Origin of the sequence: Thalassospira lucentensis (assembly GCF_050516545.1) — a bacterium.
Taxonomy (GTDB): domain Bacteria; phylum Pseudomonadota; class Alphaproteobacteria; order Rhodospirillales; family Thalassospiraceae; genus Thalassospira; species Thalassospira lucentensis_C.
This window is the reverse complement of sequence record NZ_CP191544.1, coordinates 3,507,547-3,521,808: the sequence shown is the minus strand read 5'-3', so window position 1 is coordinate 3,521,808 and position 14,262 is coordinate 3,507,547. Positions and strand designations below refer to the sequence as shown.

The 14,262-nt window shown below is 52.2% G+C and carries 14 protein-coding genes and 1 tRNA gene; 9 read left to right on the top strand and 6 right to left on the bottom strand.

Going from position 1 to position 14,262, the window contains the following annotated elements; translation table 11 throughout:
• Window positions 1-56: 56 nt before the first annotated feature.
• The gene (locus tag ACQ0MK_RS16070) at window positions 57-1,028 is read right to left on the bottom strand and encodes an ion transporter (RefSeq protein WP_430473454.1); all 972 of its coding nucleotides are present in this window, start codon (window positions 1,026-1,028) and stop codon (window positions 57-59) included.
• 91 nt (window positions 1,029-1,119) lie between these two features.
• The gene (locus tag ACQ0MK_RS16065; protein ID WP_430473453.1) at window positions 1,120-1,764 is read right to left on the bottom strand and encodes a phosphoribosylanthranilate isomerase; all 645 of its coding nucleotides are present in this window, start codon (window positions 1,762-1,764) and stop codon (window positions 1,120-1,122) included.
• Window positions 1,765-1,920: 156 nt separating this feature from the next.
• On the opposite strand from ACQ0MK_RS16065, the gene ubiE reads away from it, so the two are divergent.
• The 3 genes from ubiE to ACQ0MK_RS16050 are packed head-to-tail and all read left to right on the top strand — an operon-like array spanning window position 1,921 to window position 4,741.
• Complete coding sequence (gene ubiE / locus ACQ0MK_RS16060; protein WP_430473452.1) at window positions 1,921-2,694, top strand: bifunctional demethylmenaquinone methyltransferase/2-methoxy-6-polyprenyl-1,4-benzoquinol methylase UbiE; 774 nt, start codon at window positions 1,921-1,923, stop codon at window positions 2,692-2,694.
• A 13-nt stretch (window positions 2,695-2,707) separates the two neighbouring features.
• A complete protein-coding gene (ubiB, locus tag ACQ0MK_RS16055; RefSeq protein WP_430473451.1) occupies window positions 2,708-4,270 on the top strand; it encodes a 2-polyprenylphenol 6-hydroxylase in 1,563 nt (520 codons plus the stop codon).
• Window positions 4,271-4,300: 30 nt separating this feature from the next.
• On the top strand, window positions 4,301-4,741 hold the full coding sequence (locus ACQ0MK_RS16050; protein ID WP_430473450.1) for a GNAT family N-acetyltransferase: 441 nt from the start codon (window positions 4,301-4,303) through the stop codon (window positions 4,739-4,741).
• Window positions 4,742-4,815: 74 nt separating this feature from the next.
• On the opposite strand, the gene ACQ0MK_RS16045 is transcribed toward ACQ0MK_RS16050, so the two are convergent.
• Complete coding sequence (locus tag ACQ0MK_RS16045; protein ID WP_430473449.1) at window positions 4,816-6,474, bottom strand: methyl-accepting chemotaxis protein; 1,659 nt, start codon at window positions 6,472-6,474, stop codon at window positions 4,816-4,818.
• 80 nt (window positions 6,475-6,554) lie between these two features.
• Between ACQ0MK_RS16045 and ACQ0MK_RS16040 the strand changes: the two genes are divergently transcribed.
• The 5 genes from ACQ0MK_RS16040 to ACQ0MK_RS16020 all read left to right on the top strand — a co-directional run bounded on the left by ACQ0MK_RS16040 (window position 6,555) and on the right by ACQ0MK_RS16020 (window position 10,569).
• Complete coding sequence (locus ACQ0MK_RS16040; protein ID WP_430473448.1) at window positions 6,555-6,785, top strand: hypothetical protein; 231 nt, start codon at window positions 6,555-6,557, stop codon at window positions 6,783-6,785.
• Window positions 6,786-7,014: 229 nt separating this feature from the next.
• A complete protein-coding gene (locus tag ACQ0MK_RS16035; RefSeq protein WP_430473447.1) occupies window positions 7,015-8,565 on the top strand; it encodes a tetratricopeptide repeat protein in 1,551 nt (516 codons plus the stop codon).
• A 138-nt stretch (window positions 8,566-8,703) separates the two neighbouring features.
• Window positions 8,704-9,183, top strand: coding sequence for a xanthine phosphoribosyltransferase (gene gpt / locus ACQ0MK_RS16030; RefSeq protein ID WP_350043390.1), 480 nt, complete (start codon window positions 8,704-8,706; stop codon window positions 9,181-9,183).
• Window positions 9,184-9,244: 61 nt separating this feature from the next.
• Complete coding sequence (locus ACQ0MK_RS16025; RefSeq protein WP_430473446.1) at window positions 9,245-10,402, top strand: PQQ-dependent sugar dehydrogenase; 1,158 nt, start codon at window positions 9,245-9,247, stop codon at window positions 10,400-10,402.
• A gap of 93 nt (window positions 10,403-10,495) precedes the next feature.
• A tRNA-Gly gene (locus ACQ0MK_RS16020) sits at window positions 10,496-10,569 on the top strand.
• A 35-nt stretch (window positions 10,570-10,604) separates the two neighbouring features.
• Here ACQ0MK_RS16020 and ACQ0MK_RS16015 read toward each other — a convergent pair.
• From ACQ0MK_RS16015 to ACQ0MK_RS16005, 3 genes are all read right to left on the bottom strand, one after another.
• Window positions 10,605-11,186, bottom strand: a complete 582-nt coding sequence (locus tag ACQ0MK_RS16015; protein ID WP_430473445.1) for a sigma-70 family RNA polymerase sigma factor — start codon at window positions 11,184-11,186, stop codon at window positions 10,605-10,607.
• A 6-nt stretch (window positions 11,187-11,192) separates the two neighbouring features.
• Window positions 11,193-11,651 (bottom strand): ArsI/CadI family heavy metal resistance metalloenzyme, encoded by a 459-nt coding sequence (locus tag ACQ0MK_RS16010; RefSeq protein ID WP_430473444.1) that lies wholly within the window; start codon window positions 11,649-11,651, stop codon window positions 11,193-11,195.
• Between the two features lie 153 nt (window positions 11,652-11,804).
• Window positions 11,805-12,527, bottom strand: coding sequence for a thermonuclease family protein (locus tag ACQ0MK_RS16005; protein ID WP_430473443.1), 723 nt, complete (start codon window positions 12,525-12,527; stop codon window positions 11,805-11,807).
• Window positions 12,528-12,741: 214 nt separating this feature from the next.
• On the opposite strand from ACQ0MK_RS16005, the gene ACQ0MK_RS16000 reads away from it, so the two are divergent.
• Window positions 12,742-14,199 carry a TrkH family potassium uptake protein gene (locus ACQ0MK_RS16000; protein ID WP_430473442.1) on the top strand — a complete coding sequence of 486 codons (1,458 nt, stop codon included), beginning with the start codon at window positions 12,742-12,744 and terminating at the stop codon, window positions 14,197-14,199.
• The last annotated feature ends 63 nt before the right edge of the window (window positions 14,200-14,262 follow it).

Sequence of the window (14,262 nt, the reverse complement as noted above, 5' to 3'; positions counted from 1 at the left end):
TCATGCCCAAACCATGGCCGTAAAAAAATCGGGCGTCAAGGCTTTTACCATGGGGCTCAGGTTTCCGCGTCTTTTAGCGCAAGATGAAGAGGCTGATGGCAATGCGGGCAGCTTAGCGCATCTTCGCTTTCGGATTTGTGGACATCACGGATATCGGCGACGATGGACAGGGCCTGTTCATCGCTCAGACCGAGTTCTTCCTGATGGGATTTCAGTTTGTTGCGGACGCGTTCCGTCAATCTTTTACCTGCCAGTTGGTGGCTGACTTGGTGACGGTAAGCGGTTTCGCGTCGGCGCAATTCACTGTTAAAGGCCGAGGCCAGAATACCGGCGGGAACGGCCACAATCCCGATGCCGGTTAACGAAATGACGCTGGCAAGGAATTTACCAAATGGTGTGACCGGGACAACGTCGCCATAGCCAACAGTTGCGAGTGTAATGACGCTCCAGTACAGCGCATCAAGCAGATTGGCGAATTTATCAGGTTGGGCTTCGTGTTCGGCCATGTAAATGGCCCCGGCACTAAAGACCAGCATGCAGGCAAGGGCGGCTGATGCGGCACCAAAAATGCCCAGCTGCTGGCGAAACACCATCAGCATTAATTCAAGCCCGGTAGAATATCGGGTGAATTTCAACAGTCGCAGCAGTCGGACAATCCGGACGAACCGAAGATCGATGGATGTAAAGAGCCACAAAATGATCGGCAAAATCGCCAGAAGGTCGATCAAGGCCATCGGGGTTGCCATATAGCGCAACCGCGACCAACGCCCGGCAAAGCGCGGGTTGTCTGGTGCGGACCAGACACGCAGCAGATATTCGATGGTGAAAATCAGCGTGCAGACAATTTCAATTGTCGCAAACAGGATGTAATGGCGCTCGGCAAGAACCGCGACCGAGTCAAAAACAACCGCGACCACATTGATAATGATCGCACTGGCCAGAACCAGATGCACGATCAGTGACAGGCGCGATTTCCTGTCCACGCCATGAAGCAAGGCCTGAGTTTTTGATCGTAACGTGAGCGTCATCGGCGCGTGTCCATCGGGCAACTTTCAATCCTTGTGCCGGTGATCTTCGCGCCAATCGTTTCAGAAAAGGTTAAACTGCAAACCGAACAGGTTAATAGCCCTTGGCCGCATGGATGAAATGGGCAATTTTGCGTGCATCTTTTACGCCCTTGGCTTTTTCAACACCAGATGACACATCGACCCAAGGTGCCTGAGAAATTCTGACGGCTCCGGCAACATTGTCAGGATCAAGCCCGCCTGCGAGCATCCAGTCACTTTTGAAATGCTGCCCAGTCAAAAGAGTCCAGTCAAAGGAAACGGCATTGCCACCCGGAAGGATGCTGTCTTTTGGTGGTTTGGCATCAAATAGCAGATAGTCTGCAACGCTATCATAATTGGCTTTGGCGTTTTCGATGTCATCGGCCGTGCTTACAGAAATCGCCTTCATGACTTTCAGGCCAAACCGGTCTTTGACTTCCTTCACGCGTTCCGGGCTTTCTTTACCATGGAGTTGGATGACATCAAGGTTTCCTGCCGTGATCGCATTATCAAGCGCCTCGTCGCCAGCTTCGACAAACAGGCCTACCTTTAGAATACTGTTGGGAACCCGTTGGGTGAGTGTCTTGGCACCCTTAAGCGAAATGTGGCGCGGACTTGGTGGGAAAAACACATAACCCAATGCATCTGCCCCGGCACTCATGGCCGCAATAAGGGCATCTTCGCTGTTGATTCCACAGATTTTCACCATGCAGCTCATTGGGGCATCCTGTCTTGTCGTCACGTCATTGATTACGGCAGATCATTACCAGCTAACCATTGCCTTATCAGAAACTACTTCGATCCAACAGGATATTTGCGATTTTACGTGGCTTTCCACTGGCAGGATAACCATTGCTGCGCTATTTTCCCGACCATGAGCAAGAATACAGACCCTGCCGCGGGCGAAAACGGCGAAAACACAACCCACTTCGGGTTTCGGGATGTTCCTGAAAGTCAGAAGGCATCTATGGTGCGCGAGGTTTTCGACACTGTCGCGTCCAAATATGACTTGATGAATGACCTGATGAGCGGTGGCGTTCACCGCTTGTGGAAAGATAGTTTTATCAATGAGCTAAAGCCGCGGCCGGGCATGAAGCTTCTCGACGTTGCTGGTGGCACGGGCGATATTGCTTTCCGATTTTTGAAGAATGGCGGTGGGTCAGTCACGGTTTGTGACATCAATTATGAAATGTTGCATGTCGGTCGTGACCGTGCAGCAGATCATGGGTTGCTTAAAAATATCAATTGGATGGTCGGGGATGCGCAGAAATTGCCGCTGCCTGATCAGTCGGTGGATGCTTATACCATTGCCTTTGGTATCCGTAATGTGACCCGCATTGACGAAGCACTTTCCGAAGCGTTTCGTGTTTTGCGTCCGGGCGGGAAATTTCAGTGTCTGGAATTTTCCAAGGTGATCGTTCCAGGCTTTGATAAGATTTACGATACCTATTCGTTCAAGTTGTTGCCGGAAATCGGCCGGATGATCGCAGGTAACCGCGAAGCGTATCAGTACCTTGCCGAAAGCATTCGCCAGTTCCCTGATCAGGAAACGTTTGCATCGATGATCCGGGCAGCCGGGTTTGAACGGGTGAAATACCGAAATCTGTCGGGCGGAATTGCCGCTATTCATTCCGGCTGGCGAGTTTGAGGGGCTTGGACGAATGATCCGTTTTGTTCGCAACAGCTTTCGCCTGCTTGCCATGGCGCGGACCCTTGCGCGCCATGATGCGCTGTTTCCGTTGGCATTGGTGCCGGGCGGTAAGCTGCTTGCCTTTTTCGCACGCCTGACCGCCCCGTTTTCGCGCCGTTCGGATTTGCCGCCGGGGCGACGTTTGGCACGCGCACTTGAAGAACTTGGCCCTGCCTTCATCAAACTTGGTCAGACACTGGCAACACGGTCGGATTTGATCGGTGACGATGTTGCGGCCGATCTTTCGACATTGCAGGATCGCTTGCCGCCGTTTTCGGCCAAGATTGCCAAACGCATCATTACCGAACAGCTGGCAGAACCGTTTGACGTTTTGTTTGCCGATTTCGATGAAGAACCGGTTGCGGCGGCCTCTATCGCGCAGGTGCATTTTGCCACCACACCAGACGGGCGTGAAGTTGCGGTCAAGGTGCTGCGGCCTGATATCCGCTATCGTTTTGCCCGTGATCTTGATCTGTTTTACTGGGTTGCCGAGATTGTCCAACTGACCCAGCCGCGCCTGCGTCGGCTTAAGCCAATTGAAACCGTCAAGGCCCTTGAAGACAGCGTCCATCTTGAAATGGATTTGCGGTTTGAAGCGGCTGCGGCGTCGGAATTCCGCGATAATTTCGAAAGTGATCCGACCTATTACATTCCCCAAATTGATTGGGAACGCACCGCCGAACATGTGATGACCATGGAACGGGTCAAAGGGGTTCGGATTGATAATGTCGAGGCACTTGAACGTATGGGCGTTGATCGCTCAGCCCTGCTTGCCAAGGCGGCCGGTGCGTTTTTCCAACAGGTGTTCCGCGACGGGTTTTTCCATGCCGATATGCATCCGGGCAACCTGTTTGTCGATGAAACCGGTCGGGTAAGCCTTGTAGATTTTGGCATTATGGGACGTGTGGATAAACAGACCCGTCTTTATCTGGCCGAGATGCTGTTGGGCTTTTTGACCCGGGATTATCACCGGGTTGCCGAAATCCATTTCGAAGCGGGTTACGTGCCCCGCAACCAGTCGCTTGAAAACTTCCAGCAGGCCTGCCGTTCAATCGGCGAGCCGATCCTTGGGAAGGAACTGGCAGATATTTCGGTCGGGCGTTTGTTGGGGCAGTTGTTCCAGATTACAGAACAGTTCGGAATGGAAACCCAGCCACAGCTTTTAATGTTACAGAAAACCATGATCGTTGCCGAAGGGCTTTCGCGGATTCTAAGCCCGAACGAAAATATGTGGGAATTGTCGCGGCCATTGATCGAAGACTGGATGCGTGAAACGCTTGGGCCGGAAGCCAAAATCAAGGAAGCCACCCTGCAGGCGGGAACCATGTTGCGCCGGTTGCCACGTGTTCTTGAGGCTGCCGAACAGGCATCATCGGTTTTCACCGATCAGGGCTTGCGTCTTCATCCCGATACGGTTGCGGCCATGCGCGGCAAATCGTCAAATGGATCACGCACGTCAGGGGGCGTTTCGCGCCAGACGCTGGTTCTTTGGGTGGCGATTGTCGCACTGGCCGTTGCGGTTTACCTGAAATAGAACGCGGGTCTGAGGGGCGGGAATTTCATAATGGGTGATGGTGCGAAAACAGTTGAAATCAGCACGGATCGCGACCGTCTTGATTTGTCGTACTGTTATGACTTTATCGCCAATTCCTATTGGGCGGCGGGTCGCACACGCGGCGAGTTTGACAGATCGGTAGAGCTGTCCTTTCCGGTTGGTGCCTATTGCGATGGCAGACAGGTTGGCTTTGCCCGCGTGGTCAGCGACCAGATCGCGATTGCCTATGTGGCGGATGTGTTTGTTGATCCCGATTTCCGTCGGCTTGGCATAGCGTCAAAGTTAATCGATGGGTTGCATGCTCATCCGAATTTGGCACGTGTCAAACGCTGGATGCTGGCGACCCATGACATGCAGCCGCTTTATCGTTTGCATGGCTATGACGATCTTAATGATCTGATGATGATGCGGGTCGATGACCAAGCACAAAATCGCGACCCGCTGCGTTAATCTGGCGGAAATTCAGATATAAAAAACGCCGCCACGGATCACCGGGCGGCGTTTTTGTTTAAGTTGCGTGGCCCTTAGCTTGCGCGGACTTCATCAAGGAAGTTGCCGACTTCGCTTCGCAAGGTGCCAGATTGGCTGTTGAGCTTTTCAGAAGCCCCAAGAACCTGATGGGCTGCTTCGCCGGTTTGGCGGGCGGCTTCATTCATTTCGTGGATATGGTTGGTGACTTCCTGCGTGCTTTGAACAGCCTGCTGGACTGAATTGGAAATCTCGGAGGTGGCTTGTCCCTGTTCTTCGACAGCGGCTGCAACCTCGGCTGCGATTTCGTTCAGGTTGGTAATAATTCCGGTAATACCGTCAATTGCCCCAACAGCTTCCTGTGTTGACCCCTGAATGCCAGAAATCTGTGCCGAGATATCTTCGGTCGCGCGGGCAGTTTGATTGGCAAGGTTTTTGACCTCGTTGGCAACCACGGCAAAGCCTTTGCCGGCATCACCGGCGCGGGCGGCCTCGATCGTTGCGTTCAGGGCCAGAAGATTGGTCTGTTCGGCAATCGCCTGAATGATCTGTACGACTTCACCGACTTTCTGTGCCGATACATCAAGCCCCTGAACCATCTCGTTGACACGGGTGGCTTCGGTGGTGGCATTGGCGGTGATGTTTGATGTTTCATTCACACGTGCGCTGATGTCGCGGATCGAAACGGCGAGTTGTTCGGCCGCACTGGCAACAGTTTCGACGCTATGATTTGCTTGTTCAACAGCGGCAACCACGGCCTGTGATCCAGCTTCGTTTTGCTGAACGGCGGCAACCATGGTTTGGGCAACTTCCTGCATTTCGCCAGAAGCACCCGATACACCATCAACAACCCCCATCACGGTTTGTTCAAACCGACCGGCAAGACCGTGCATGGCTTCGCGGCGATTGGCGTCAGCCCGTTCGCGTTCCTGTTCGCGTTCACGATCAAGCTGGCCGACGCGTTTGGCGTTTTCCTTAAAGATTTCGACTGACGATGCCATTTCACCGATTTCGTCATTCCGGTTCAGGCCGGGAATGTCGACATCAAGATTGCCATCCACAAGGGCACGCATTGCGGCGTTGATCTTAACCATCGGTGTCAGGATCTGCTGGCGCAGCAAAACCCAGGTCGTTCCAAGCAGAACCACAAGAATGGCCGCGGCAAGTGCGACCTGCACAATGACGGCTTGCTTCACTTCGGAATGGACACGGTCAAGCGACCAGGCCGTAACCAGCATGCCACGGTACTGATCTTCATCGCGACGTTTGGAATATTTTGTGATCGGTGCGGCAACGATTACAGCGTCATCTGAGATGAAACTGACGACTTCCTTGTTTTCAAGCTGCGCGAGATAGGGCTCAATCAATGCAGCAAGATCATGTTTCGTGAGTGTTTCTGACTGATAGGTCCCGATGGCATCGCCACCCGGATTGGCTGCGACCAGAGTTGCGAGCTGGGAGCCGTCTTTATCTGTGATTTTGCGGAATTCTTTTTCGACGGATGCACCGTCCATCGCAATAAAACCGGGCTGTACGGCAGTTGACAGCATTTCCGTTTTTTCGACCGATTCATTATACATGATCTCGATCATGGCATTGCGCTGTGAAACGGTTTGAATGGTCATCATCGCACCAAATCCGACAACCAGAAGTGCAACGATAACAAAGATAACTTTACGTCCGACAGAGGCGCCGGATCTTTTTGGTTCGGCCATTTACGGTCTCCCACTCCTTTAAAGGCTTTTTACCAAATTCCCTAGAGCGTCCACCAAACCATTCACGTTTGAATGTGAAAATGGTCGGGCAGCCTGTGGCAGATTGTTTTCCTGATTTTTGGCCATCAGGACCAATCGGCGCATTTAATTTTTATCCACTTTTGGCGGTCATAATCGCCGCAGTTGAAGTGGGTGTGTTTCTCACCATCAACGAAGCTACTCCATGCGGTGGGATTATCGAAATAAGAAACGACCCTGTTGCCGAATATTCTGATTCAGTGAAATCAAATGATAAATCTGCCTATTCGTGAGGTAATTTTTGGCAAATTATACTACTGTGCTTATCTAAAGATGGGCGGGTGACTTGAATTAAATGATAGATGCGCTGTGAAATGAGTCTTGCCGTTGACGGGACGGTAGCCCCCATTCAGTCAAGTTTGGGGGCGCGGGGGGATAAAGATGGCTAAATCTGCAACAACGACAAAAAAGCGACCGGCAAAAAAGGCGTCTACGTCTTCTCGGGCCAAGAAAACGGCGAAGTTGGACAAGACTGAAAAACCGAACTTAGCAGAACACACTGAAATGGCGGCAGATGACGCATCGACTGATGCGGCGAAAGCGATGCTAGAAACTGTGGAACGGGAAACTGTCGATGCGACGGCTGAAAAAATTGCAGAATTGGAGGCTGAGGGCGCGGCAACGCGCGTTGCCCAGAAGCGCCGCGTGACCAATGACCTTTTTCAACGTGGTCTGGCTGCCCATCAGGCAGGTCAGATTGACGAAGCCATCCGTCTTTACGGCACTGCTCTTCGCCAAAATCCGCAACAGCCAGATGTCTGGAACAATCTTGGTGTGGCGTTACGGCGCAGCAAAAAGTTTGAAGCAGCCCTGATTGCTTATCGCAGGGCGGCGGATCTGCGCCCGGAAAATGCCGGGCTATGGTCGAATATGGGCAACTGCCTGCGCGAAATGATGCGCTTTGACGAGGCCTTGATTGCCCATAAAAAAGCGCTTGAACTTGATGATACGATCAAGTCGCATACGTTTAATGCCGGGCTTGTTTATCGCGATATGAATCGCTTTGACGATGCACTTGAATATTTCGACCGCGCATTGGCGATTGATCCTGATTATATCGATGCCAATTGGGACAAGGCATTGGCACATCTGGCATTGGGGAATTATGCCGATGGCTGGGCCGGATATGAGACGCGCCGCAAACTGGCCGACAACCCTATCCGTCCGCTTGATGCCGCCCCGGAATGGGATGGCAAAGCCAGTCTGCGCGGCAAACGCATTTTACTCCGTGCCGAGCAGGGCTTTGGCGACATGATCCAGTTTGCCCGCTTTGTCCCGTTGGTGGCAAAGAAGGCCGGGCACGTCATCTTGGAATGCCGCAAGGAACTGATCCCTATTATGCGAACGGTTGCGGGTGTTGGAACATTGGTGGAAAAAGGCCGTCCTTTGCCAGAGTTCGATCTGCATGTTCCGTTGTTAAGTTTGCCGCATGTCTTGGGGGTTGGGGAAAGTGACCTTCAAAAAATATCGGCTGATCCTTATATAACGCCGCCTGTGGGCAAAAGTGTCCGTCTGGCACCACCACCGGGAACGGTGCTTAAGGTCGGATTGATTTGGGCAGGAAAATTGAACCCGCGTGATCGGTCTTGCGCGCTTGAAAGCCTGCTTCCGATTTTATCGGCCAAAGGGGCAGCATTTTATAGTTTCCAGATTGATGAGCGACGGTCTGATCTTGATAAACTTGGTCTGAATGCTTTTGTCACGGACCTTGGCGATCATATTCATGATTTTGGCGACAGTGCCGCCTTGATGCAGGCGATGGATCTGGTGATTTCAATCGACAGCTCACCCGCCCATCTGGCCGGGGCGTTGGGCGTTCCGGTCTGGATGTTGCAGCTTTATACAACGGATTGGCGTTGGTTGGTCGATCGGTCGGATAGCCCGTGGTACCCAACCATGCGCATCTATCGCCAACAAAAACCGGCAGACTGGTCCGTTCCAATCAGTAAACTGGCAGGTGACTTTTCAACCTTCCTTCAGGCAAGGATAAAGGCGTCAAAAGGTGGCGAATGAGCGAAACCTTGCCATTGCTGTAAACAAGGCGTAGTTAAGCGCCTTAATTTTGTAGATAACGGACCTTGACGGTGCGTCATCGGTTACGATGTGACAACAACCCGTTTTGGCCAATTGATCTGGCGCAGGAGAATTCTTGTGAGCGAAGCTGCTTATAACAAAGGTTTCCCGGTTTCATGGGAACAGATGCATCGCGACGCACGCGCATTGGCGTGGCGTCTTTTGGAACTGGGGCCATATAAGGGTATTATCGCAATTACCCGTGGCGGCCTCGTCCCGGCGGCGATTATTGCGCGTGAACTTGATATTCGTTTGATCGATACCGTTTGTATCCGCAGTTATTCGGACAAAAGCCGTGGTGATCTGGAATGGCTTAAGGGCATCGAAGGCGACGGTACGGACATGCTGATCATTGATGATCTTGTTGATACCGGTAAAACTGCCAAGGCCGTTCGTGAAAAACTTCCGCATGCCCATTTTGCGACCGTGTATGCCAAGCCGCTTGGTCGCGAGATTGTCGATAGCTTTGTGACCGAAGTATCCCAGGATACGTGGATTTACTTCCCGTGGGATATGGAACTGTCGGTTAACGCGCCGATTTCCGAACGCGCCCGTTAATCCGCAAGGGAATTGTATCCGTATCCCTTGTAAGGCCGATCCGCCAGACAAGGAGACTGAGATGCGCACAGATTTTCGCCCGGACTTCCATCGTACACCGCAAGCTGCGCGCCGATGGGCCGGGCGTTTGTGTTTTTCCGTTCTGACAGCGGCGATGGCTGCGCTGATAAGCGCGCCTGCGGTTGCCCAAAACGTGTCAGAGCGTGTTGCCAAAACCCAGTCGCTGCTCAGCACTGAGACAGGCTATCGGCTTTCGGTCTTTGCCGAGGTGCGCAATGCCCGGACCATGGCGGTGGCGCCAGAACTCGGCGGCGTGTTTGTTGGCACACGTGGACCAAACCTTTATTTTGTACGCGATGAAAATGGCGATGGCGTTGCCGAGGACGTCAATCTGATCGCGGATGATTTCAAACTGGCCAACGGGATAGCCTATAAACCCGGAACGCTTTTTGTTGCAGATCAGCACCGTATTGTTTCCTATGACCTCAGCAATTTTGACGGCGAAAGCCTCGGCCATCCGCGTATCTTGTTTACCAACCTGCCCGATAAGCGCCATCATGGTTGGCGGTATGCAACTCTGTCGCCTGATGGAAACCGGCTATTTGTTGCGGTTGGGGCACCTTGTAACATCTGCAAGGTGAGTGGCCTTGAAGGCACGGTCATCTCGATCCCGGTTAATGGCGGCGCGCCCAAGATTTACGCCAGCGGCATTCGCAATTCTGTCGGATTGACCTTCCATCCCGAAACCGACGAGCTGTGGTTTACCGATAACGGTGGGGATAGTTTAGGTGATGACATCCCGCGCGAAGAATTTAACCGTGCCAGCACGCCTGATCAGTTCTTTGGCTATCCATGGTATGCGGGGAGCGATACACGAAGCCCGCAATTTTCCGATGAAGAAGTTCCCGATCAGGTAACCTTCCCGGAATTTACCTTTAACGCCCATAATGCACCGCTTGGTTTTACCTTTGACGGTGAGGATGCGTTGGTTGCGCTGCATGGGTCGTGGAACCGAACAATTCCTGATGGTTATGAGGTTGTTCGGGTTGAATTCATCAATGGCAAGCCGATCACATCCAATCCATTCTTAAGTGGATTTTTGCGCAGCAACGGCGAGGTGATTGGACGCCCGGTTGATGTGAAACATTATATCGATGGGTCGATCCTGATTTCCGATGACAATGCCAGCGCGATCTGGCGCATGTTGCCCGACGACTAATTTTTTGGGGTAAAAGCCGGTCGAATTAATTGATAAGGCTTGGTGTGATCTGCTTGCGCTGCACCCAAAAGCGGGCTATAAAACGCGCGCTTCGCGGGTGTAGTTCAATGGTAGAACGGCAGCTTCCCAAGCTGCATACGAGGGTTCGATTCCCTTCACCCGCTCCAGCTTTTCCAACATCTCCCTTTTTGCACTTTTGATATCAGTTTGTTGTGCAGGACGCAGTGCTTTGGCATGTGTCGCCGCAGCCATCTGACGTTCCATCGGGACAGCACGCGATCAGTCGATTTCTTAATCGTTTGCGGGCGCGTTGAACGCGCGATTTAACCGATGGAAGGCCGATATTGTGACGTGCGGCAAACTCTGTTTGCCTGGTTTGTTTCAGGTCAATCTCGGTCAGAATGTTTTGATCATTCTCTTCCATACCGGAAATAAGATCTGACAGGCAGGCACTTAGCCCGGCTGCTTCGGACTGTATGTCGTTTGATGTCATTTTAGAAAATTCGTGAACTGTCGGATCGTTTTGAAGGTCGTTGGTTGTGTCGCGTGCGCGGCTTTGGCGGCGATAAAAATCAACGATTTTACTGCGCGCAACCGCATATATCCAAGCCGACGGATTACTTGCAGTGCCAAGGGCTGATTGGTTGCGAATGATCGCTTCAAGAATGTCGGAAACGATATCTTCGACCTCACTGATGGGGGCACGCGTTTTCACAAACCGGTGCAGGCCCTTTTGAAGGGCCTGCCAGTCGGCGGAACTATGGTGTGAGGATGCGAATGTCATTGGTCTTTACGCACAGCATGCCTGATCAGGGTTCGAAGATTTGTCCGGCTGTTGGCCACAACAACCAGCTTTTGATGGATCGGTGTTACCTGTTTCGTCTTTGGGGGCATTATCAAGGATACGATACCATTCCCACGCCAATCCGTCTGGTTCTGTTGTCCAGAATTTATCCTGCTTGGCATGACAGCATCCGGTTTGTGCGACGTCGCTTGTCGTAAGGTCGCTGATGCTCAGACGCGTTGCTGCCTGATCAAATTCATCTGCTGTCGTGCATTCGACCCCGATGTGGTTGAGGTCTTCGGATGCTTTGGGGTTTTCAAACAAAACAAGTTTTAGCGGCGGTTGGTTGATTTCGAAATTCGCATAACCGTCACGTTGTTTGTGGACGGGGGTTGCGAACATCTTGCTGTAAAACGCGATTGCACGATCAAGATTATTGACGTTCAGGGCAAGTTGTAAGCGCATTTTGTGTCTCCTGTGACATCGATGTGATGTTTAGGAAGACGCAGGTGCCAGCAAAAGGATGCAGGCGACGGTCAAATTTGCCCGGAAAATTTGAAATGATGCAATTTGAAGACATAGCACCCTTGAAACTCAAGTTATGAGAAAAGGTGCCGCTTATGGAGCCGGTGCCAGATAGACAAGCTTCTTGTCACGGGCTTCTTCATCACTGCAAATTTTGGTGCTGCCGTCTGTGGCGGTGTCAGCAAAGCGTGGGTCAAGGGTGCCTATATAGTGGCGGGTCCCGGCAGTCCGAAAAAGACAGCCCCCGGTTTCACCATCAAGGCGCTTTCCGTTGCGCCATTCGGCGGGGTTAATCATATCGCCACCATGAATGCCGATGGAGGCGTTGTTCGCCTCGGTCGAAAGGCTGTCATAGCGATGTGAATACCCGGCAATCGGAAGAGCTTCGCCATCCGTGATCATGGCCGCAGCCACATCGCGTTCGCCAATGCCGCATTCAACAATCGGAAAATCATCGGCCTTGCCGGATCGTTCCTGATCACCTGCCCAGCAGCGGACAGCAAACGGTGCCATGGCGAAATATTTGCGGAGCTGCATGGCCGATGACATGCCGCAATCGCCAAAACTGTCATTATGCAGGCATTGCTGACCAAGTTCGGGGGCGTCCATTCCAGCAAGATCAACAACTTCCCCATTGATCATGATGGTATCGCCATCAATGACGAAAATGTCGCGACCCTGTGATTCAAACAATGGTGTTCCAGCGCCAGTCATGGCACCACTGGCGGCGTGAACCGGATCGTCTTGCAAATAGATGGTGGCGGAAAACAGGGTGGCAACCGCAAGGACCAGTATCAGACGGGTTGCGTGTTTCAATTGGACCTCGTCTATTTGTTATTGGAGACGGATCAAAGATCCCATCGGATTGAGTCTGAGAACAAGCGAAAAGAACGGCAAAATAATGACGTAGATCGATAGGCTGCGGGTAAACCGTAAATCTTGTGTCAGGAGGCATGCACAATAACCGGATGCATTGAGTGTCAATTGGCGCTAAAAGCTGATTTGTCATTGTGCTGTCAGGGACGCGTTTTTGTTTCGTCTGCAACCCATCTTTTTCGTTGTCGGGGTTATGGTCATTATCATCGGAATTGCGATGATGGTGCCGTCTGCCGTGGATTTGTATTACGGCAATCCGGATTGGAAAATTTTTGCTCAGGCCTCGGTCACAACGATCGGGCTTGGCGGGATGGCGTGTCTTGCCTGTCGCTCAGACATAGGACCGCGAGTCACCGCCCGTCAGGGTTATGTTCTGACTGTCGTGTCCTGGATCGCCGTAAGTGTCACGGGGGCCTTGCCGCTTTGGTATTCATCGCTTGATATCAGTTTTTGTGATGCGGTGTTTGAAACGGTATCAGGCCTGACTACCACTGGGTCTACCGTTTTGTCAGGGCTTGATCAGATGCCGCCGGGGTTGCTGGTTTGGCGTTCGATCACGCAGTGGCTGGGAGGGATCGGAATCATCGTAACGGCCTTGGCATTGTTGCCGATGATGCGGGTTGGCGGCATGCAGCTTTTCCAGATGGAAAGTTCGGATCGGTCGGAAAAGCTCAGCGGGCGCATGCGCGATATGTGCCTGCAGATCGTGATCATCTATAGCGGCCTTACCTTGATCTGTATTGTGCTGTATCGGGTGTGCGGCATGCGGTGGTTTGATGCCATCAATTACGGTATGACCACACTTTCTACTGGTGGTTATGCGACGTCTGATTTGTCCTTTGCCAAATTTGATAGCAGCCTGTCGCTGCACTGGGTTGCGATCCTGTTTATGTTTGCCGGCGGGTTGCCGTTTACCGCCTATGCCCTGTTGCTGCGGAAACAAAGTTTGAAGGCGATTACCGGTAATCAGCAGATCAAACTTTTCTGTATGATTATTGCGGGTTTCACCCTGCTATTGACCTGGCGATTGGTGCATATTTCAGATGACAGTATTCTCCGGTCGCTGACCATGGCAGCGTTTAACCTTGTTTCGGTGATTACGACCACGGGCTTTGCGTCGGGGGATTATTTGTTGTGGGGACCAGCAGCAATCATGCTGTTCTTCTTTGCGACATTCATCGGCGGGTGTTCAGGATCGACATCCGGTGGTTTCAAGATGTTCCGTTTCTATGTTGTCTTTACCGGATTACGGGCGCATTTCATGCGGCTGCGCAGCCCGTCTGCTGTGGTGGTCAGCCGCATTGACCGGCACGAGATCACATCGGATATTTATAACGCGGTCACGGTGTATGTGTTCTTGCTGGCGATCAGTTATATCGCAGTGACCGTTGCGCTTGGGCTGACGGGGCTTGATCTGATTACGTCAATGAGTGCCGCTGCAACATCGCTTGCCAATGTCGGCCCGGGCCTTGGTAATATCATTGGTCCGGCCGGTAATTTCCAGTCCCTGCCGGATTCGGCCAAGTGGATTTTGGATGTAGCAATGGTTCTGGGACGGCTTGAATTTGAAACCTTGCTTGTCCTTTTGATGCCCTCATTCTGGCGTGACTAAATAATCCTGTAATTGCGGTGTATGTTTGATCTGGCTGTGACGAGTACCACAGACCGGGCCGTT

Bases quoted from the DNA above. Each gene is read 5' to 3' on its own strand.
- ACQ0MK_RS16070 (WP_430473454.1), bottom strand. From the start codon at position 1,028: ATGACGCTCACGTTACGATCAAAAACTCAGGCCTTGCTTCATGGCGTG.
- ACQ0MK_RS16065 (WP_430473453.1), bottom strand. From the start codon at position 1,764: ATGAGCTGCATGGTGAAAATCTGTGGAATCAACAGCGAAGATGCCCTT.
- ubiE (WP_430473452.1), top strand. From the start codon at position 1,921: ATGAGCAAGAATACAGACCCTGCCGCGGGCGAAAACGGCGAAAACACA.
- ubiB (WP_430473451.1), top strand. From the start codon at position 2,708: ATGATCCGTTTTGTTCGCAACAGCTTTCGCCTGCTTGCCATGGCGCGG.
- ACQ0MK_RS16050 (WP_430473450.1), top strand. From the start codon at position 4,301: ATGGGTGATGGTGCGAAAACAGTTGAAATCAGCACGGATCGCGACCGT.
- ACQ0MK_RS16045 (WP_430473449.1), bottom strand. From the start codon at position 6,474: ATGGCCGAACCAAAAAGATCCGGCGCCTCTGTCGGACGTAAAGTTATC.
- ACQ0MK_RS16040 (WP_430473448.1), top strand. From the start codon at position 6,555: ATGGTCGGGCAGCCTGTGGCAGATTGTTTTCCTGATTTTTGGCCATCA.
- ACQ0MK_RS16025 (WP_430473446.1), top strand. From the start codon at position 9,245: ATGCGCACAGATTTTCGCCCGGACTTCCATCGTACACCGCAAGCTGCG.
- ACQ0MK_RS16015 (WP_430473445.1), bottom strand. From the start codon at position 11,186: ATGACATTCGCATCCTCACACCATAGTTCCGCCGACTGGCAGGCCCTT.
- ACQ0MK_RS16010 (WP_430473444.1), bottom strand. From the start codon at position 11,651: ATGCGCTTACAACTTGCCCTGAACGTCAATAATCTTGATCGTGCAATC.